15 protein-coding genes are annotated in these 17,667 nt (G+C 71.0%); all 15 read right to left on the reverse strand.

What is annotated here, in order from left to right; genetic code table 11:
* Nucleotide 1 precedes the first annotated feature (1 nt).
* Entirely contained in the window at nucleotides 2-895 is an 894-nt protein-coding gene (gene bchO, locus J7U37_RS08505) for an alpha/beta fold hydrolase BchO (RefSeq protein WP_247635430.1), read from the reverse strand.
* Between the two features lie 10 nt (nucleotides 896-905).
* Nucleotides 906-2,624: a magnesium chelatase subunit D gene (locus J7U37_RS08510; RefSeq protein ID WP_247635431.1), complete on the reverse strand. Its 1,719-nt coding sequence runs from the start codon at nucleotides 2,622-2,624 to the stop codon at nucleotides 906-908.
* The gene (gene bchI, locus J7U37_RS08515; RefSeq protein WP_282103720.1) at nucleotides 2,621-3,784 is read right to left on the reverse strand and encodes a magnesium chelatase ATPase subunit I; all 1,164 of its coding nucleotides are present in this window, start codon (nucleotides 3,782-3,784) and stop codon (nucleotides 2,621-2,623) included. The genes J7U37_RS08510 and bchI overlap by 4 nt, the downstream gene beginning before the upstream one ends.
* A 126-nt stretch (nucleotides 3,785-3,910) precedes the next feature.
* Nucleotides 3,911-5,128, reverse strand: coding sequence for a 5-aminolevulinate synthase (gene hemA, locus J7U37_RS08520; protein WP_247635473.1), 1,218 nt, complete (start codon nucleotides 5,126-5,128; stop codon nucleotides 3,911-3,913).
* Between the two features lie 120 nt (nucleotides 5,129-5,248).
* Entirely contained in the window at nucleotides 5,249-6,067 is an 819-nt protein-coding gene (puhE, locus tag J7U37_RS08525) for a putative photosynthetic complex assembly protein PuhE (RefSeq protein WP_247635432.1), read from the reverse strand.
* A 1-nt stretch (nucleotide 6,068) separates the two neighbouring features.
* Nucleotides 6,069-7,106 (reverse strand): magnesium-protoporphyrin IX monomethyl ester (oxidative) cyclase, encoded by a 1,038-nt coding sequence (acsF, locus tag J7U37_RS08530; RefSeq protein WP_247635474.1) that lies wholly within the window; start codon nucleotides 7,104-7,106, stop codon nucleotides 6,069-6,071.
* A 59-nt stretch (nucleotides 7,107-7,165) separates the two neighbouring features.
* A complete protein-coding gene (locus J7U37_RS08535; protein ID WP_247635475.1) occupies nucleotides 7,166-7,465 on the reverse strand; it encodes a hypothetical protein in 300 nt (99 codons plus the stop codon).
* Nucleotides 7,465-7,935: a photosynthetic complex assembly protein PuhC gene (gene puhC, locus J7U37_RS08540; protein WP_247635433.1), complete on the reverse strand. Its 471-nt coding sequence runs from the start codon at nucleotides 7,933-7,935 to the stop codon at nucleotides 7,465-7,467. The genes J7U37_RS08535 and puhC overlap by 1 nt, the downstream gene beginning before the upstream one ends.
* A gap of 4 nt (nucleotides 7,936-7,939) precedes the next feature.
* Nucleotides 7,940-8,611: a photosynthetic complex putative assembly protein PuhB gene (puhB, locus tag J7U37_RS08545; RefSeq protein WP_056186484.1), complete on the reverse strand. Its 672-nt coding sequence runs from the start codon at nucleotides 8,609-8,611 to the stop codon at nucleotides 7,940-7,942.
* On the reverse strand, nucleotides 8,608-9,384 hold the full coding sequence (puhA, locus tag J7U37_RS08550) for a photosynthetic reaction center subunit H (protein ID WP_056186487.1): 777 nt from the start codon (nucleotides 9,382-9,384) through the stop codon (nucleotides 8,608-8,610). The genes puhB and puhA overlap by 4 nt, the downstream gene beginning before the upstream one ends.
* Before the next feature lie 12 nt (nucleotides 9,385-9,396).
* Nucleotides 9,397-10,827, reverse strand: coding sequence for an MFS transporter (locus tag J7U37_RS08555; protein WP_247635434.1), 1,431 nt, complete (start codon nucleotides 10,825-10,827; stop codon nucleotides 9,397-9,399).
* Nucleotides 10,824-11,525 carry a magnesium protoporphyrin IX methyltransferase gene (gene bchM / locus J7U37_RS08560; protein ID WP_247635435.1) on the reverse strand — a complete coding sequence of 234 codons (702 nt, stop codon included), beginning with the start codon at nucleotides 11,523-11,525 and terminating at the stop codon, nucleotides 10,824-10,826. Before bchM ends, J7U37_RS08555 begins: the two co-directional genes overlap by 4 nt.
* Before the next feature lie 14 nt (nucleotides 11,526-11,539).
* Nucleotides 11,540-12,433: a ferredoxin:protochlorophyllide reductase (ATP-dependent) iron-sulfur ATP-binding protein gene (gene bchL / locus J7U37_RS08565; protein WP_056479443.1), complete on the reverse strand. Its 894-nt coding sequence runs from the start codon at nucleotides 12,431-12,433 to the stop codon at nucleotides 11,540-11,542.
* A complete protein-coding gene (locus tag J7U37_RS08570) occupies nucleotides 12,430-16,140 on the reverse strand; it encodes a magnesium chelatase subunit H (protein ID WP_247635436.1) in 3,711 nt (1,236 codons plus the stop codon). The genes bchL and J7U37_RS08570 overlap by 4 nt, the downstream gene beginning before the upstream one ends.
* The gene (gene bchB, locus J7U37_RS08575; RefSeq protein WP_247635437.1) at nucleotides 16,115-17,665 is read right to left on the reverse strand and encodes a ferredoxin:protochlorophyllide reductase (ATP-dependent) subunit B; all 1,551 of its coding nucleotides are present in this window, start codon (nucleotides 17,663-17,665) and stop codon (nucleotides 16,115-16,117) included. The genes J7U37_RS08570 and bchB overlap by 26 nt, the downstream gene beginning before the upstream one ends.
* Between the last annotated feature and the right edge of the window lie 2 nt (nucleotides 17,666-17,667).

Raw genomic sequence — 17,667 nt, forward strand, 5'->3', positions numbered from 1 at the left:
GTCAGCCCGTCCGGGTCTCGCCCGCGAAGGCCGTCAGGATCGCCTCGGCGATGCGGTCCGGCGCCTCCTCATGGGCAAGGTGGCCGAGGTTGCGGATCAACTGGACGCGGGCGTTCGGCAGCCGGTCCTTGAGGGCGAAGGCCGTCTCCGGGGCGATCGCCTTGTCGTCTCCGCCGACCAGCAGCAGGGTCGGCACGCTCAAGCGGGTGATCTCCCGGTCGAGGCTCGCGAGGTCCCAGTTCGCCATCATGCCCAGCGCTCCGGCCACGTGGCCGGGCCGGCGGAACAGGCGCCGGTAGAGGTCGAGGCTACGCGCGTCGAGCCGTGAGCCGGTGCCTCGGATCAGGCGTTCCACCGCCGGGCGGTCGGCGGTCCAGGCAAAGACCCGCGGGGTGATGGGGTTGAGAAAGAGCATCCGGGCAAGACCGGGAAACAGCACCGAGGCCAGACCGGGAAACGGCGTCAGCGCGCCGTTCAGGGCCACCAGCAGGCGCGGGGCCAAGCCGTCGAGGCAGAGCCGCACCAGGATCGCCGCTCCGGCGGAATGCCCGACCACCAGGTCCGGCGTGACGTCGAGGGTCGTCAGCAGGTCGCGGATCGCCTTCGCCATGCCGGGCAGAGACAAACGTCCGGCCGGCAGCGGATCGGTGAAGCCGTGGCCCGGCAGGTCCGGGGCGACGATCCGGAAGTGATCGGCAAGTCGCGGCGCGAGGCCGGCCCAGGAATGGGTGGCCGCCCCGGTGCCGTGCAGGAGCAGGAGAACCGGCGCATCGGATCGACCGAATTCCTGCACGTGCCAGGTGAGGTCCGAAGCGCGGACGAACCGGCTCGCGTCCCGATTCGGCCAATCCGCGCCGTCGCGCTCCCAATCGGGCCGGTCGCTCGGCGCGGGCATCGCATGTCCTTCAACGGGCCGAGCGGATCGCATGGCTCATGGCCGTGGCATCGGCGTAGGGCAGCGGGAGATAGCGCGCGCCCATGGCGTCCGCCAGATGGCGGGCGGTGTCCTGCGGTCGCGCCGCCGTGTCGATCAGGATCGTGCGGATGTCGGCCGCCCGCAGCAGGGCCGCCGCGTTGAGGGCATCGGCATTCGCGGCAGCCCGGCCGGGCACCCCGGAGCGGGCGACGTTGGCCCGCCCGTCGGTGAGCACCACCACCACCGGCGTGCCGCCGCTTCGCCGGACGGAACGGGCGAGTTCGGCGGCGGCATCGAGGCCGGCCGCCAGAGGCGTGCCGCCGCCGCCCGGTAGCGCCCCGAGGCCGCGCCGCGCCCGGGCCAGGGCGCGGGTGGGGGGCAGCACGACCTCTGCGCCCGTCCCCCGGAAGGCCACGAGGGCGACCTTGTCGCGGCGGACATAGGCTTCCGCCAGGAGCAGTTCGACCGCGCCTTTGGCCTCGGCCAGCCGCTCCAGGGCCGACGAGCCGGAAGCGTCGACCGCGAAGATCGTGGTGGTTTCGCTGCGCTGGCGGAACCGGGTGATGCGGAAATCCGCGCTGCGGACCTGGATCGGCATCAGGGCGTCGCTTGGTGCATTCCTTGGCACGGCCTTTCGCGCGGCGCGCAGGCGCTGCCAGGGCGCGGCCGCCCGCAGGGTCGGCAGCAGGGCGAGGCGGCCGACGCGGAGGGAGCCGGGCCGCGTACCGGCTGGCCGCCCGGTGCGCGGCGCCTGCATCGCCGCGCCGACTCGGCCCGCCTTCGGTGCCGGGGGCGCATGAGCGGCCTGCGTCAGGCGGGCGAGGAGGTCGGGGGGGATCGCCGCGCGGGTGGCCTCGACGAGGCTGTCGGCACCCGCCTCGAGGGTCGCGTCAGGGTCGGGTGATCCGTCCGGCGGCGAAGCATCCGGCCGCTCGGCGGATGCGGCCTGCGGTTCCTCGGCGTCGGGCGGCAGGCGCGTCGCGCGCGGGGCGAGGACGAGGCAGGCGGCTGCGCGCACGTCCGCGTTGGTTACATCCGCGCCGCCCGCCAGCAGGCGAGCGACCCGCATCGCCATCAGCGGTGCGCGCAGTGAGGCGATGCCGAGATGGGCGGCCGCCCGGCACAGGTCCGCAATGGCCGTATCGACGCCGTCGGGATCGCCGAGGTGCGGGCGCACCTCGTCCGGCGCCGCCCCGGAGGTGTCGCCCCAGGCGATGCCGGTCAGGTCGAGGCGGAAGGCGAGGCGGTCCGCCAGGGTCTCGGGAACCCGCGCGTCGTCGCCCTCGCCCTCGTCGAGGAGGATGAGGCCGATCCGGGCCGGTGCCCGGGCCGCCATTCCGTCGCGCTCGGCCCGGACCGCGCCGGCATCCAGCGTCGCGGCGAGGCGGGCGGCGGTTCCGGAAGACAGGCGCTCGGCCATCGGCACGACGACGATGCCGCCATCGGCCTCGGCCAGGAGGCCCGATTGGGCGATCGGCCGCCCGGCCGCGAGGGTGGCGGCAAGGTCGAGCCCCCCCAGCAGCCGGTCGTCGGCGATCCCCACCGGTAGGCGGCGCGTCGGACGGGACCCGAGATCCGAGGCCAGGTGATCGAGCCAGAGATCGCGGACCGGCCCGGCACCGGCCCGGACCAGGACGCCGCCGCAGCCATGCGGATCGAGGGCGGCGAGCCGCGCCACCCGCAGGGCATTGGCCCAGGCCGGACTCATCGGCTCAGGATCTCCGCGACGGCCCGGGTGACCCGCGCGGTGGAACCGGACTCGTCGAGGGGGTTGCGGCGCAGGCGGTGGCGCAGGGCCGAAGGGGCGATGCGGGCGAGATGGTCGAGACTCACGGTGTCGGCCCCCTCGTAGGCGGCCAGCGCCCTTGCGGTACGCATCAGGGTCAGCTCGCCGCGCAGGCCGTCGGTGCCGAGCGCGAGGCAGAGCCGCGCTGCGGCTTCCAGGGTGGCATCGGGCACATGCAGCCCGGGAAGCCGCGCGCGGGCGGCGGTGAGCGACTTGCGGATGGCGCGATCGGTCTTGGCGTAGTGGGCGCAGAAGGCGGCCGGATCGCGCTCATAGGCGTCGCGGCGGCGCACCACGTCGATGCGGACGGCCAGATCGGTCGGCGTCGTCACCTCGACGGCAAGTCCGAAACGGTCGAGGAGCTGGGGCCGCAACTCGCCCTCCTCCGGGTTGCCGCTGCCGACGAGCACGAACCGGGCAGGATGGCGGATGCTCAGCCCCTCGCGTTCCACCGTGTTGACGCCGGACGCCGCCACGTCGAGCAATAAGTCGACGAGGTGATCCTCCAGGAGGTTGACCTCGTCGATGTAGAGGAAGCCGCGATTGGCCCGTGCCAGCAGGCCCGGTTCGAACGCCTTCTCGCCCCGGGTGAGCGCCCGTTCCAGGTCGAGGGCGCCGACCACCCGGTCCTCCGTGGCGCCGAGCGGCAGGTCCACCACCGGGACCGGGACGGACTCGGCCCGCAGCACCGCCTGCTCGCGGCAGCGATGGCATAGCTCGGCCGGCCGGCCGGGATCGCAGGCATAGGGACACCCCGCCACCGCCGCCATCGGTGGCAGCAGGGCGGCGAGCCCCCGGATCGCCGTCGACTTGCCGGTGCCGCGATCGCCGAAGACCAGGACCCCGCCGACGGACGGGTCGACGGCCGCGATGAGGAGCGCCCGGCGCATCTCGTCCTGGCCGACGATGGCGGAGAACGGGAAGGTGGGGGCCGCAGTGTCGGGCCTCGCCTCGGGGGGCGTCGACTCGCGGGGCGTCGTCCTGGGACGACGTCCTGTCTCGGCTTGCAGGGGCTTCACGATCGCGGAGGTGGCGGGCACCTTTTCACCCGCCCTCGCGTGGGTCGATCCGTTGACGATCATGGGCTTCAACTTCCCTGTCTCGATCTTTTCAGGCCCGATCGTCTCTGGCCCGGTGACACCGACCGGCCCCTTCGCCGCGCAGGTTCCACCCTCCCGGCAGGGAGGGGCCGGGGATGCTCCTGCCCCTCACTCCGCGGCCGCGCGCCGGACGCCCATCCGTGCCCAGATCGCGCTGAGCGCGCCGACCAGATGGTCGATGTCGGCATCCGAATGCAGGGGCGAGGGGGTGATCCGCAGACGCTCGGTCCCACGCGGGACCGTCGGATAGTTGATCGGCTGGACGTAGATGCCGAACTCATCGAGCAGGGTGTCGCTGATCGCCTTGCACAGCACCGGGTCGCAAACCATCACCGGCACGATGTGACTGTCGTTGGGCAGGGTCGGGATGCCGGCGGCATCGAGGCGGGCCCGCACCGTGGCGGCCCGCTCCTGGTGCCGGGCGCGCTCGCCTGCGCTGACCTTCAGGTGGCGGATGCTGGCGGCAGCGCCCGCCGCTACGGCCGGCGGCAGCGACGTGGTGAAGATGAAGCCCGAGGCGAAGCTGCGCACGAAGTCGCAGAGCTTGGCCGAACCCGTGATGTAGCCGCCATGGACCCCGAAGGCCTTGCCGAGCGTCCCCTCGATGACGTCGAGGCGGTGGGCGATGCCGTCGCGCTCCGAGATGCCGCCGCCATGGTCCCCGTAGAGCCCGACGGCGTGGACCTCGTCGAGATAGGTGAGCGCGCCGTGCGCCTCGGCGACGTCGCAGATCTCCGCGATCGGTGCGATGTCGCCGTCCATCGAGTAGATCGACTCGAAGGCCACGATCTTTGGCCGGGCCGGGTCGACGAGGCGCAGCTTGCGGTCGAGATCCTCGGGGTCGTTGTGGCGGAAGATGTGGCGTTCGGCGCGGGACGCCTTGATCCCCTCGATCATCGAGGCGTGGTTGCCGGCATCGGAGAAGATCGCACAGCCCGGCATCTGCGACCCGAGGGTGCCCAGAGCCGCCCAGTTCGAGACGTAGCCGGAGGTGAACAGCAGCGCCGCCTCCTTGGCGTGGAGGTCGGCGAGTTCGCGCTCCAGCAGCACGTGGTAGTGGTTGGTGCCCGAGATGTTGCGGGTGCCGCCGGCCCCGGCGCCGCAGCGGTCCAGGGCCTCGTGCATGGCGTCGAGAACGGCCGGGTTCTGGCCCATGCCGAGATAGTCGTTGGAGCACCACACCGTCACGGGCCGCGTGCCGGCCGGCGTGTGGTGGGTGGCATGCGGGAAGCGGCCCGCCTGCCGTTCGAGGTCGGTGAAGACGCGGTAGCGTCCCTCACGGTGCAGGCCGGCCAAAGCAGAGCCGAAGATCGCTTCGTAGTCGATCCCTTCGTGTGTCATGCCTGTCCCCTTCCCTCGGTGTGCGGCGGGTTCTTCCAGCCCGCTCAAGTGTCCTGCCGCATTGGCGGCGTCGACGAATCCGACCCCAGGAGGCGGGGCGGACAATCAGTGTCCCTCGATGTCGCTGCGGGTCGCCGGGATCGGCGAGGCCAGCGGGCGCGGGGGCGACAGCTTCGGCAGGCTCCACTGCCAGAGTGCGGCCGAGGGCAGCGGCAGCATCAGGAATCCGTGCTCCAGGGTGGCCAGGGCCATCAGGGTCGCCAGAATGCTGAGACCCGCGACGTCGTGGGCGGTCAGGCCTTCGCCCAAAGCCGCCAGCACCAGGGCGCCGGTGGCGAGCCCCGCCGCCATCACCGAGACCGGGAAAAGCGGGTTCATGGCGCGCACCCGCAGGTAGCTGCCGAGATAGGCGAGGTGCTCGGGCAGGAACTCGGCGTTGAGGTTGCGCACCCCGAGGAAGAGGTTGAGGCGGGCCGAGAGGTTCATCCCCCACAAGACGAGGTAGGTCCACAGGGCGAACAGGTTCGGCTGGCGCCAGGTCAGGGCCAGGATGGCGAGGCCGCCGGCGACGATGGCCGCCTCGTGCCACAGGCTGGTGGCGGCTGCCGCGCGGAAGCGCGCGAAGCCCCGGGCGCCCGGCGGACAGCCGAGGGTGCGCGGGCCGGAGACGAAGCCCATGTAGTAGCTCATCTCCTGCCAGCCCCAGACCAGGAGCGCCGCCGTGAAGGCGGTGTAGGCGCCGCCCGCGCTGGCATCCCCGGCCGAGGCGCCAATGGCCCAGAGCGCCAGGGCGAGGACGGCCGTGCCCGCCACCATGCTGGCCGCGTGCGTGGCGCGCGGGCGATGGTCGAGGAGCAGGATCAGCCCGGTGGAGAACCACCAGACCAGCACCGCGTAGAGGGCGGGGAGCGCATAGGCCGCCATGCTACCAGACCGGCTCGAGGCGGATCTCCGCCGGCATCGGATTGTCGAGAGTCGGGAGGGCGTAGAGCCGGGCGAAGTTCACCGCCGAGGCGGCGATCCAGGCGCCGTGCCGGAGCTTGCCCAGAAGTCCGCCCTGGGCCTTGGCGTCGGCGATCTTCTCCGAACAGACCAGCAGCCGGTCCAGCGCCTGCTTGAAGCGCGGATTGTCGAGGTCGAGGGTGAGCGGGAAGGTCTGCTTCGAGATCTCGGAGGTGATCCGAAACACCTGGAAGTCGTAGTCGGTCGGGTCGACCCCCAGGGCCTCGTGGAAGGCCGGGCGGCAATGGTCGCGGACATACATGGTCGCGAAGACCGCCAGGAGGAAGAACTTGATCCAGTAGCGGTTCACGCCCGAGGTCAGCTTCGGGTTTGCGCGCATCAGCAGGGCGAAGGCCTCGCCGTGGCGGAACTCGTCGTTGCACCACTTCTCGAACCACTTGAAGATCGGGTGGAAGCGACGCTCCGGATTGCGCTCCAGTTCGCGGAAGATGGTGATGTAGCGGGCGTAGCCGATCTTCTCGGAGAGGTAGGTGGCGTAGAAGATGAATTTCGGCCGGAAGAAGGTGTACTTCTTCGACTTCGTCAGGAAGCCGAGATCCACGCCGATGCCGAAATCCTTCAGCACGTCGTTGATGAACCCGGCATGGCGCGCCTCGTCGCGGCTCATGAAGCCGAACAGTTCGCGGATGTCGGGATTCTTGGCGCGCTTGCGCATCTCCGCATAGAGCACGCAGCCCGAGAACTCGGCGGTGATCGAGGAGACCAGGAAGTCCATGAATTCCTTGCACAGGGCCGGGTCGAGCCCGGACATGTCGCAATCGAATTCGTCGTTGCGGGTAAAGTGGCGCTTGTTCGGGTCGGCGCGCAGCTCGGCGATGAGCTTGTTCCACTCCGCCCGCACGGGCTCGACGTCGGTGCGGTCGAGCTCCTCGAAATTGGTGGTGTAGAAGCGCGGGCTCAGGAACGTGGTCTCCTGCGCCGCCTTGGTCCCCTCGTTCATGGGGAGCTTCGGCGAGAACTTCGGCGAAGCGGTCGGGGTGGGCTGCTGGATCGCTGCGGTCACAGGCGCCTCCTCTCGGAAAAGCTGACTTCGTAGAGTTCGGTGAGTTCGAGGTGGCCCGCGAGCTTGGTCCAGAGCCGCTCGATGCGGCCGGCGCGGGTCACGGTGGCGGTCCGCTGCACCACGAGGCGCTCGCCGTAGGGCACCGAGGTGGGGGCGTCGTGCACCTGCACGGCGTCGCCCGGCTCGATCTCGAAGGCGGCGTCCAGCACCACGTGGGCGTGCAGGCTCTCGGCCGTCTGCTCGATCTCGACGGTGCAGGGGACGTCGACGGTTCGGCGTCCGTTCAGCCAGGCCATCATCGTACGGCTCCATGGTCGGGCATCAGGCGGGCGAAGGCGGCGTAGTTCGAGGGGCCGAACGCGCCGAAATCGACGCTGCGCCCGGTGAGCGCGTCGTCGAGGCGCAGCGCTCCGTCGTCGAAGCGGGTCAGGCGGAACGGCACTTCGCGGGAGAGACCGGCCCGGAGGCGCCCCTGCGCGAAGCCCCGCAAGGTGGCGCGGATGAAGTTGTCCGCGCCGGGCCGGACCGTGGCGATGAGAGTGCCGCGCTCGGCATCCCGCAGGGTGATCGAGCCGTCCGCCACATCGTCGACCCGGAGGGCGAGGCTCTGAACGGGGCGCGCCGGCTCCATACGGGTCAGGCCGACGCTCTCGACCCGGCCGATGGTGACGGCCGCGATGACGAAGCCGAGGAGGAGGCCGGCCCCGACGACAAGCGTGCGGGAGGTGCGGCCGGCGCTGCGCGCGAGGGGGTGCGGGCGGGTCATCGCGTCAGCTCGCGGCGGCGAGGCGGGGCCGCGGCGCCGTGCGGGGCCGCAGCATCACCGGTCCGGCCGCCTCCTCTGGCGCCGCCCGGTGCGCCGCCAGCGCACGGCCCAGGATCTGCGCCACGTCTTGGCCCTGCGCCACCGTGCGCAGCATCGGCTCGGGCCGGTTGACGCGCCAGGGGCGGGCATGGGGCCAGAGGTGGAGGTAGGCGACGCGGTTGCCCGGGCGCAGGCGCAAGGGCAGATCGGCGCTGCCGTCCCGGTAGAGCCGGCACTCGGCCGCGTCCACCAGGGCGAAGGGCAGGTTCAGGGTCATCGGCAGGGCGATACCGATCCGCATCACCACCCGGCGGTTGGTGATGGTGTAGGTGGTGGTGCGGGCCGAAAGCCAGCCGAGCAGCGCGAGCAGCAGGACTGCCCCGGTCCCGACCGCCAGGGTCGGCAGTGCCAGGGTCGCGGCCTCGCGCCAGACCCCCGACAGGAGTGGTGGCAGGGCGGCCCAGAAGGCGAGCGCTCCGAACCACAGGCCGACAAGGCCGAGATGCAGGGCCCGGAAGGCGATGCCGAAGCCGCAGGGCCGGCCCTGCCACAGGATGTGCTCGCCGGCCGGCAGCGGGGCCGGCAGGCCGCGCGGCGCGTCGAAGGCGTTGGCGGGAAGGGAATGGGTCGCGCTCACAGGATCGCCTCCTGGCGAGTCGGCGTCGCGTAGAGCGTGCCGCCGCCGTAGAACGCCATGATCCGCTCCTCCTCGTTGAGGGTGACCGAATCCGGGTCCTTGGTGGTGGGAACATCGGCGAACTGGTGCGCCAGCAGGGCCTCGCAGGTCACCGTCTGGGAAAAGCGCCCGGTCCGGCAGAAGGTCGCGGGCATCAGCACCCGGCGACCGCCGGCTCCCAACTCGACCTCGTAGTAGCGCACCATCGATTCACCCCGGTCGACCCAGAGGTCGCTCACCGTCCCGGCCACCTGGCGGTCGGCGCCGAAGACCGACATGCCGATGGGGTTGGGGCCGAGCTCGTGGACCACGAAGTGGTCGGCGACCCGCAGGGGGACGATGCGCTTCTCGCGGTCCCAGGTCTCGTCGTGGCTGTCCTCGCGGTTGGCGTAGGAGCCCGGGCCGATGGCGTCGTGCAGGCCGTCGGTGTCGGGTTCGAGCGGCGCGCCCGGCCAGACCTCGAACTTGTGGCCGCGGTAGTTCCAGGGGGTGCGCTCGCCCGTCTGGGGCGCGTATTTCACGTGCCCGTTCGACAGCAGGAACTGTTTCGGCGATGGGATCAGGAACGGGTCCGGCGGCATCGCCCGGCCGCGGGCGGCCTCGGATTCCAGCGGGTAGCCCTCACGGCGGTCCTCGCGGCGGAGATAGAAGACGAGGCCGGCGAAGAAGATCCAGAAGGCGTAGAGGACCACCTGCGCGACGTCGACGTAGCCCGTGATTTCACCTCTCGGCATGGCCGGTCTCCTTCAGGCTGAGCGGGGCAGGGATTGAGGCAGGGCGCGCGACCGGGGCGTGCGGTTCTCGGCCCGGACGAGGGGGCCGATGGCCAGCAGCGTCGCGAACAGCAGCGCGATCTCAAGGTGGTAGACGATGAGGTATCCGGTCGAGGGCAGGTTCATCGCCTCGCCGAGCGCACCGGATTCGGCGAGATGGGCGCCGAGATCCCGCAGAATGCCGCTGGCCGCGATGGCGAGGCCGGCCGCGCTGGCCTGGACCGCGCCCCAGGCGCCAAGCGCCAGCCCGGTCTCCTCCGGCCCGGCCTTGGCCATCGAGGCCGTCAGGGTGCCGTGGGCGAACAGGCCGCCGCCGAGACCGATCAGGCTGACGCCGACCGCGAACAGCCGAGCCGAATCGAGCGGTGCGGCGAAGATCACCGCCGAGAAGGCCGCGATGCCCACCCCGGCGCCGGAGGCGGCGACCCGGAAGGCGTCGCCGCCCCGGTCGAGCCAGCGCGCGGCGATCAGCAACCCGATGCCGCCGCCGGCCGCGAGCAGAGCGGTCAGCGCCGTGGTGGCGGCCACCGGCAGGTGCAGGATCTGGCCGCCATAGGGTTCCAGTAGGATGTCCTGCATCGAGAAGGCGGCCGTGCCGAGCCCCGTGGCGACGAGACGGCGGCGCGCCCGGCCCTTGCCGGCATAGAGCGCCCAGGATTCCGAGAAGGCGGGGCGTGGCAGGTCCCGGGCCGTGCGGCTCGGGGCGCGGGGTTCCTGCTTCCACAGGGCGATGCCGTTGAGCACCACCGTGAGCAGCGCTGCGCCCTGGATGACCTTGATCAGGCGAAGCGCCGAAAAGTCTGCGAGGAGCAGCCCGAACGCGACGGCGCTCACCACCATGCCGGCGAGCAGCATGACGCAGAGGAGCGCGACGACCCGGGGTCTGGCATGGGCCGGAGCGAGGTCGGTGGCGAGTGCCAGGCCCACGGTCTGTGTGGTGTGGAGCCCCGCGCCGACCATGACGAAGGCCAGGGCCGCCGCCACGTGGCCGGGCCAGACCGGGCCGGTGGTGTCGCCCGACAGGATCAGCAGGGCGAACGGCATGATGGCAAGCCCACCGAACTGCAGCAGCGTGCCGAACCAGATGTAGGGCACCCGGCGCCAGCCGAGCACGGAGCGGTGCGTGTCCGAGCGGAAGCCGACCAGCGCCCGGAACGGTGCGAAGATCAGCGGCAGCGACAGCATCACGGCGACGATCCAGGCCGGCACCGCCAGCTCGACGATCATCACCCGGTTGAGGGTGCCGATCAGCAGCACGGCCGCCATCCCGACCGTGACCTGGAACAGGGCGAGACGCAGCAGGCGCCCCATGGGCAGCTCCACCGTCGCCGCGTCGGCGAAGGGGAGGAAGCCCGGGCCGACGCGCTGCAGGGCGCGGGCCATGGAGGCGCCGAGGCGCGTCATGCTGACCGCCGGAGTTCGAAGGCCTGGGACAGGTAGAACCCGCTGTTCACCCGATGCGCGCGGCCGATGCGGACGCCCGACAGAGCCGGCTCGGCCGCCACCCGGCGGCGCAGGTCCGCCTCGCCGACGGGCACGATGGCCGGGGCGCGGTCGCCGCGGGGAAAAACCCGCCCGGCCATGTGCATCAGGGTCAGGAGCGGCGTGCGCGGCGCCACCGTGAACAGGATGGCGGCATCGGTGCGCGCCGCCAGCGTCGCCAGGGCCTGGACGATATCGGGCGTGGCGTAGTGGATCAGCGAATCCATCGCGACCACGTAGTCGAAGCGGCCGAGGCCGGGATCGAGCATGTCGCCGACCCGGAAGTCGATGCGACCCGAGGCCGAGAAAGCCGTGCGCTCCCGCCCTAGGGCGATCAGGGTCGGCGAGACGTCGATGGCGACCACGTCCGCGCCCCGGCGGGCCGCTTCCAGACTGAGTGCCCCGGTGCCGCAGCCGGCGTCGAGCAGGCGCGTGCCGCTCAGGTCGGCCGGCAGCCAGGACAACAGGGTGCCCCGCATGGCATCGCGCCCGGCCCGTACCGTGGCGCGGATCTTCGAGACCGGTGCGTCCGACGTCAGCCGCGCCCAGGCGTCGACGGCGGTGCGGTCGAAATAGGTGGTGAGTTGCGAGCGGCGGGCGGCGTAGCTGTGCGAGGTCATGATGCGGCTCCGGCTCAATCGAAGCCGAGGAATTCGAACAGGTCGCGGTCCTTCATGGGAATCGCGTTCAGCGGCTTGCCGCCGGCCCAGAGATGGGCCGCCAGCCGCATGTATTCGGTGGTGACGGCGACCAGCTCCGGCGTCGGTTCCATCTCGAACAGGGTCGACTTCTTGAGGCGCGAGCGCCGGACCACGTCGAGGTCGGGAAAATGGGCGATGCGCTCCAGGCCGACGGCGGCGTTGAAACGGTCGATCTCGTCGGTCTTGGCCGAACGGTTGGCGATGACGCCGCCGAGGCGCACCGGATAGTTCTTCGCCTTGGCGTGGATCGCCGCCACGATGCGGTTCATGGCGAAGATCGAGTCGAAGTCGTTGGCGGTGACGATGAGGGCCTGGTCGGCGTGCTGGAGCGGCGAGGCGAAACCGCCGCAGACCACGTCGCCGAGGACATCGAAGATCACCACGTCGGTGTCTTCGAGCAGATGATGCTCCTTCAGGAGCTTCACCGTCTGTCCGACGACGTAGCCGCCGCAGCCGGTGCCGGCCGGCGGGCCGCCGGCCTCGACGCACATGACGCCATTATAGCCTTCCGCCACGAAATCCTCGATGCGCAGCTCCTCGGAGTGGAACTGCACGGCCTCCAGGGCATCGATCACCGTGGGGGCCAAGCGCTTGGTCAGCGTGAAGGTCGAATCGTGCTTTGGGTCGCACCCGATCTGCAGCACGCGCTTGCCGAGCTTGGAGAACGCCACCGACAGGTTCGACGAAGTGGTCGACTTGCCGATGCCGCCCTTGCCGTAGACGGCGAACACCTTGGCGGTGCCGATCTTCAGGTTCGGGTCGAGTTCGACCTGAACGCTTCCCTCGGGCTGCCGGGCGGCGACCGGATTGCGGATGGCGATGTTCATGCGGCGACCCCTGCGGTGATGCCTTCGACGCGGTCCTCCAGTTCCTCCTCGGCGCGGTCGAGCGCGTCGCGCGTCGCCGCGTCGGGGGTCCAGAAGCCGCGCTGGTGCGCCTCGATCAGCCGGTGTGCGACCTTGGCCGAAGCGGTCGGGTTGAGGGCCGCCATGCGTTCGCGCATGGCGGGGTCGAGGACGTAGGTTTCGGTGATGCGCTGGTAGACCCAGGGGGCGACGCCGTTGGTGGTGGCCGACCAGCCCAGGGTGTTGGTGAGGTGCGCCTCGATCTGGCGCACGCCCTCGTAGCCGTGGCCGAGCATGCCCTCGGTCCATTTCGGATTGAGCATCCGGGTCCGGGTCTCGAGGGACACCTGTTCGGTCAGCGAGCGCACCACGCCCTCGCCCCGGGTCTGGTCGCTGATGAAGATCGGCACGGCCTCGCCGCGGGCCTTGGCGACCGCCCGGCCCATACCGCCGAGGCCGTCGAAATAATGGTCCACCGAGGTGACGCCGACTTCGACGGAATCGAGGTTCTGGTAGGCGAGATCGACCGTGGCGAGCACGGCTCCCATCAGGGCGCGCTGGGCCGTCGGCACGCCGGTGCGGCCGTAGGCGAAGGATTTGCGCCGCGCGAAGGTCTCGGAGATCTCGTCGGCATCCTCCCAGCGGCCGGATTCGACCAGCTGGTTGACGTTGGCGCCGTAGGTGCCTTCGGCGTTGGAGAACACCCGGAGCGCCGCCGTCTCGAGATCGATGCCGTGTTCGACCTGAAGCGCCAGGGCGTGCTTGCGCACGAAGTTCTGTTCGGACGGCTCGTCGGCGGTTGCGGCCAGATACGAGGCCTCCGCCAGGAGCTTCGTCTGCAGCGGCAGCAGATCGCGGAAGATGCCCGAGAGCGTGACCACCACGTCGATGCGCGGGCGACCCAGGGTTTCGAGCGGGATCAGGGTCGCGCTACTGAGCCGTCCATAGCCGTCGAATCGCGGAGCCGCGCCGATCAGCGCCAGGGCCTGGGCGATGGGTCCACCCTCGCTCTTCAGGTTGTCGGTGCCCCACAGGACGAGAGCGATGCTCTCGGGCAGCGCAGCCCCTTCGTCGCGGTAGCGGGCGAGAAGCCGCGCCGCCTGCCGGGCGCCATCGGCCAGCGCGAAGGCGGAGGGCAGACGGTAGGGGTCGAAGCCGTGCAGGTTGCGGCCGGTGGGCAGAATGTCCGGGTTGCGCAGGAGGTCGCCGCCGGCGACGGGCGCGATGAACCGGCCGTCCAACGCCCGAAGCAGGCCCTGGATCTCGTGATCCTGTGACAACAGGCCATCGGTCTCGCGCAGGGCCGCGAAGGCGGCGCGGTTCGGTTCGGTGAGGGCGAGGCCACCCTGTCCCAGCGCGATGTCGATGGTCTCCCCCGCCACCAGGGCCTCGAGGCCGGCCCGTGCGGACACGAGACCGTGGCTGGCCTCGGCGAGCGCGAGCAGGATGTCGGCCCGCTCCTCCGGCGGAGTCCCCTGCCCCACAACGTGGAGCCCGTGCGGGATCAGGGTGTGCTCCAGCTCGTGCAGCGCTGCGCCGAGGCGGTGGACGTGGCCCGCGAGGTCATCCGTCCAGGCCGGTTCGGCGGCGGTGAGGTCGAGGGCGGACCCTTGCGCCTGGATCAGCTCGGCGAGATCGCGGCGCTCGCCAACGGCTTCCGGCTCCAGGGCGCGCCAGCGCTCGATCGAGGCTTTCAGATCGATGAGCCCGCGATAGAGTCCGGCCTGGGCGAGGCTCGGCGTCAGGTAGCTTACCAGGGTCGCGGCGGAGCGGCGCTTGGCCAGCAGGCCCTCGGACGGATTGTTGGCGGCATAGAGATAGACGTGGGGAAGCGCGCCGATCAGCCGCTCGGGCCAGCAGGCGCCGGAGAGGCCGGTCTGCTTGCCGGGCATGAATTCCAGAGCCCCGTGAGTGCCGAAATGCAGCACGGCGTCGGCGCGGAAATCCTCGCGCAGGTAGCGGTAGAAGGCCGAGAAGGCGTGGGTCGGAGCGAAGCCGCGCTCGAACAGCAGCCGCATCGGGTCGCCCTCGTAGCCGAAGCCCGGTTGAACGCCGACGAAGACGTTGCCGAACTGGGCACCGAGTACGAAGATCTGCGAACCGTTGCTGTTCTGGCGCCCCGGGGCGGGCCCCCACTGCGTCTCGATCTCGGCCAGGTGTCGCTCGCGCCGGACGTGATCGTCGGCCGGGATGCGGTGGTGGACGTTGGCGGGGGTGCCGAACCGGCTCGCATTGCCGTCGATCAGAGCCGCGCGCAGAGCGTCGACGCTCGACGGCAACGCGACCGCGTAGCCCTCGTCCTTCATCGCCGCGAGGGTGTTGTGGAGGGAATGATAGACCGACAGGAAGGCGGCGGTGCCGATGCTGCCGGCGTTGGGCGGAAAGCCGAACAGCACCACGGCGACCCGTCGCTCGGCCCGCGCCTTGCGCCGCAGGACGACGAGGCGCTCGATGCGGGCGGCGAGCATGTCGGCGCGCTCGGGGTGCACGACCATGTCGCGGGCGCTGGCGCCGAGCGAGCGGCTGGAGCGGCCGCCGAACACCATCGGGGCGGTGGCGCCGTCGAGTTCGGGGATCGCCACCATCATGGTGGCCTCCACCGGCGACAGGCCCCGATCGGAGGCCTCCCATTGTTCCAGAGTCTGGAACTCGAGGGCGTGGGCCGCCAGATAGGGCACGTCGAGGTCGGCGAGCAGCGCCTGCGCCCCGGCGGCGTCGTTGTAGGCCGGGCCACCGACGAGGGAGAAGCCGGTGAGCGAGACCAGCGCGTCGATGGTCGAGCGCCCGCCGTGCCGGAAGAAGGCGTCGACGGCCGGGCGGTTGTCGAGGCCGCTGGCGAAGGCCGGTACGACGGCGAGGCCGCGCGCCTCCAAGGCGGCGATGACGCCGTCATAATGGGCGGTGTTCCCGGCCAGCACGTAGGAGCGCATGACGAGGAGGCCGACGCGACCCTTCAGGGGGCCTGCGGGCGTGGGCACCCTCGCCCCATCCTCGCCGATCCGGCCGGCCATGCGCGGATGATAAAGGCCGGTCTCGGGGTAGCTGAGCGGCGCCGGTGCGGCCGCGATCCGGCGCCAGCCCTCCCGCGGGCCGGCGGCGTAGCGACCGACCAGGAAGCGCACCAGGTTGGCGATGTTCTCGTCGGACCCCGAGAGCCAGTATTGCAGGGTGAGGAAGTAAGCCCGCACGTCCTGGGCCGAGCCCGGGATGAAGCGCAGGATCTTGGGCAGTTTCCGGATCATCGCCATCTGGCGGGCGCCGTTGCCCTGGGCGCCGGGCTTGCCGCGCAGCTTTTTCAGAAAATCGAGGGCGCCGCGCTTGGTGCCGTCCATGTCGAAGCGGTTGAGGCGGGTCGTCTTTACCACTTCGCTGGCCGACAGGCAGCCGATCATCGCGTCGCAATGCGGCCGCCGCGCCAGCAGCGACGGCAGGATCGCCCGGACGTGTTCGTCCATGAACAGCATGGTCGAGAGGATGATGTCGGCGCGGGCGATGTCGGCCTTGCAGGCCTCCAGGGCGGTGGGGTCGGTGTCCCAGGCGGCGGCCGCGTGGAAATCGAGCGTTAGGCCCGGCAGGTCGCGGGCGAGTCGCTGACGGGCGCGCTCCAGCGCGCTCGCCACGTGATTGTCCATCGTCACGAGGACGACCCGGAGCGCCGGGCGCTCAGCGTCCGAAATGCGCTTTGGCATCGTATAAGGTCTCGACGGTGATGAGCGGCAGGGCACGGTCCCGTGCGAAGCGCTCGGTGTTCGCGCGGGCCTTGCCCCGCACGAAGAATGGGATCTTCTTCAGTTCCTTCTCGGCATCGCTCGCCCAGGTCAGGAGGATCGGATCGGTCGGTGCCATGGTCGCCGAGGGCGCCTCGGCTTCGGGTGGCGCCACATCGACGCCGTGCCTCGGCAGGTGCGAGGGCGCGGCGGCGCCGTGGAATTCGGAATCCTCGCGGAACATGCCGAGTAGGTGTTCTTCCAGGCCCATCATCAGCGGGTGGACCCAGGTGTCGAACAGGACGTTGGCGCCTTCGAACCCCATCTGGGGCGAGTGGCGTGCGGGAAAATCTTGGACGTGGATCGGCGCCGAGATCACCGCGCAGGGCAGCCCCAGGCGCTTGGCGATGTGGCGCTCCATCTGGGTGCCGAGCACGAGTTCCGGCCCGGCGGCCTGGATCGCGGCCTCGACGTCGAGGTAGTCGTCGGTGATCGTGGCTTCGATTCCGTGAAGCGCCGCCTCGGCGCGGACCTCGCGGGCGAATTCGCGGGTGTAGGTGCCGAGACCCACCACCTTGAAGCCGAGTTCGGTGGCGGCGATGCGGGCGGCGGCGAGTGCGTGGGTGGCATCGCCGAAGATGAAGACCCGCTTGTCGGTGAGGTAGGTCGAGTCGACCGAACGCGAGTACCAGGGCAGTCGCGAGGGCGCGCCGCCGAGCACCGGCGCCGGATCGACATGTGCCGCGGCCGCGACTTCCTCGACGAAGCGGATCGTGGCCTGGACACCGATCGGCACGGTCTCGATCATCGGCTGGCCGAAGATCTTCTGCAGGTGTGCTCCGGCGGCGCGGGCGATCTCGGGATAGAGCACGATATTGAAGTCGGCCGCCCCGAGGCGCCCGAGATCGGCGGGCGTCGCGCCGAGCGGCGCCACCAGGTTCACGTCGATGCCGAGGGCGGCGACGATCTTCGTGATTTCCACGAGGTCGTCGCGATGGCGGAAGCCGAGCGCCGTGGGGCCGAGGATGTTGCAGAGCGGGCGGCGCCCGTCGCGCGGGCTCGGCGTACCACCGGCCAGGGCCCGGACGAGGCGATAGAGGGTTTCCGAAGCGCCCCAGTTCTCCTTCTTCTGGTAGGCCGGGAGTTCGAGGGGAATGACCGGGATCGGCAGGTCGAGGGCGCGGGCAAGGCCACCCGGATCGTCCTGGATCAGCTCGGCGGTGCACGAGGCGCCGACGATCATCGCCTCCGGCTGGAAGCGCGCATAGGCTTCCGCCACGGCATCCTGGAAGATCGCGGCCGTGTCGGCGCCGAGATCGCGGGCCTGGAAAGTGGTGTAGGTCACCGGCGGGCGCGCGTCGCGCCGCTCGATCATGGTGAAGAGCAGGTCGGCGTAGGTGTCGCCCTGGGGGGCGTGCAGCACGTAGTGCAGGCCCCGCATCGCGGTGGCGACGCGCATGGCGCCGATATGGGGCGGTCCCTCGTAGGTCCAGAGCGTGAGCTGCATCG

The organism is Methylobacterium sp. 37f (assembly GCF_023093475.1).
In the GTDB taxonomy this organism is placed as follows: Bacteria; Pseudomonadota; Alphaproteobacteria; order Rhizobiales; family Beijerinckiaceae; genus Methylobacterium.

Coding starts and splice junctions, on each gene's coding strand:
- bchO (WP_247635430.1), bottom strand. CDS start 895: ATGCCCGCGCCGAGCGACCGGCCCGATTGGGAGCGCGACGGCGCGGAT.
- J7U37_RS08510 (WP_247635431.1), bottom strand. CDS start 2,624: ATGAGTCCGGCCTGGGCCAATGCCCTGCGGGTGGCGCGGCTCGCCGCC.
- bchI (WP_282103720.1), bottom strand. CDS start 3,784: ATGATCGTCAACGGATCGACCCACGCGAGGGCGGGTGAAAAGGTGCCC.
- puhE (WP_247635432.1), bottom strand. CDS start 6,067: ATGGCGGCCTATGCGCTCCCCGCCCTCTACGCGGTGCTGGTCTGGTGG.
- acsF (WP_247635474.1), bottom strand. CDS start 7,106: ATGAACGAGGGGACCAAGGCGGCGCAGGAGACCACGTTCCTGAGCCCG.
- J7U37_RS08535 (WP_247635475.1), bottom strand. CDS start 7,465: ATGGCCTGGCTGAACGGACGCCGAACCGTCGACGTCCCCTGCACCGTC.
- puhC (WP_247635433.1), bottom strand. CDS start 7,935: ATGACCCGCCCGCACCCCCTCGCGCGCAGCGCCGGCCGCACCTCCCGC.
- puhA (WP_056186487.1), bottom strand. CDS start 9,384: ATGCCGAGAGGTGAAATCACGGGCTACGTCGACGTCGCGCAGGTGGTC.
- J7U37_RS08555 (WP_247635434.1), bottom strand. CDS start 10,827: ATGACGCGCCTCGGCGCCTCCATGGCCCGCGCCCTGCAGCGCGTCGGC.
- bchM (WP_247635435.1), bottom strand. CDS start 11,525: ATGACCTCGCACAGCTACGCCGCCCGCCGCTCGCAACTCACCACCTAT.
- bchL (WP_056479443.1), bottom strand. CDS start 12,433: ATGAACATCGCCATCCGCAATCCGGTCGCCGCCCGGCAGCCCGAGGGA.
- J7U37_RS08570 (WP_247635436.1), bottom strand. CDS start 16,140: ATGCCAAAGCGCATTTCGGACGCTGAGCGCCCGGCGCTCCGGGTCGTC.
- bchB (WP_247635437.1), bottom strand. CDS start 17,665: ATGCAGCTCACGCTCTGGACCTACGAGGGACCGCCCCATATCGGCGCC.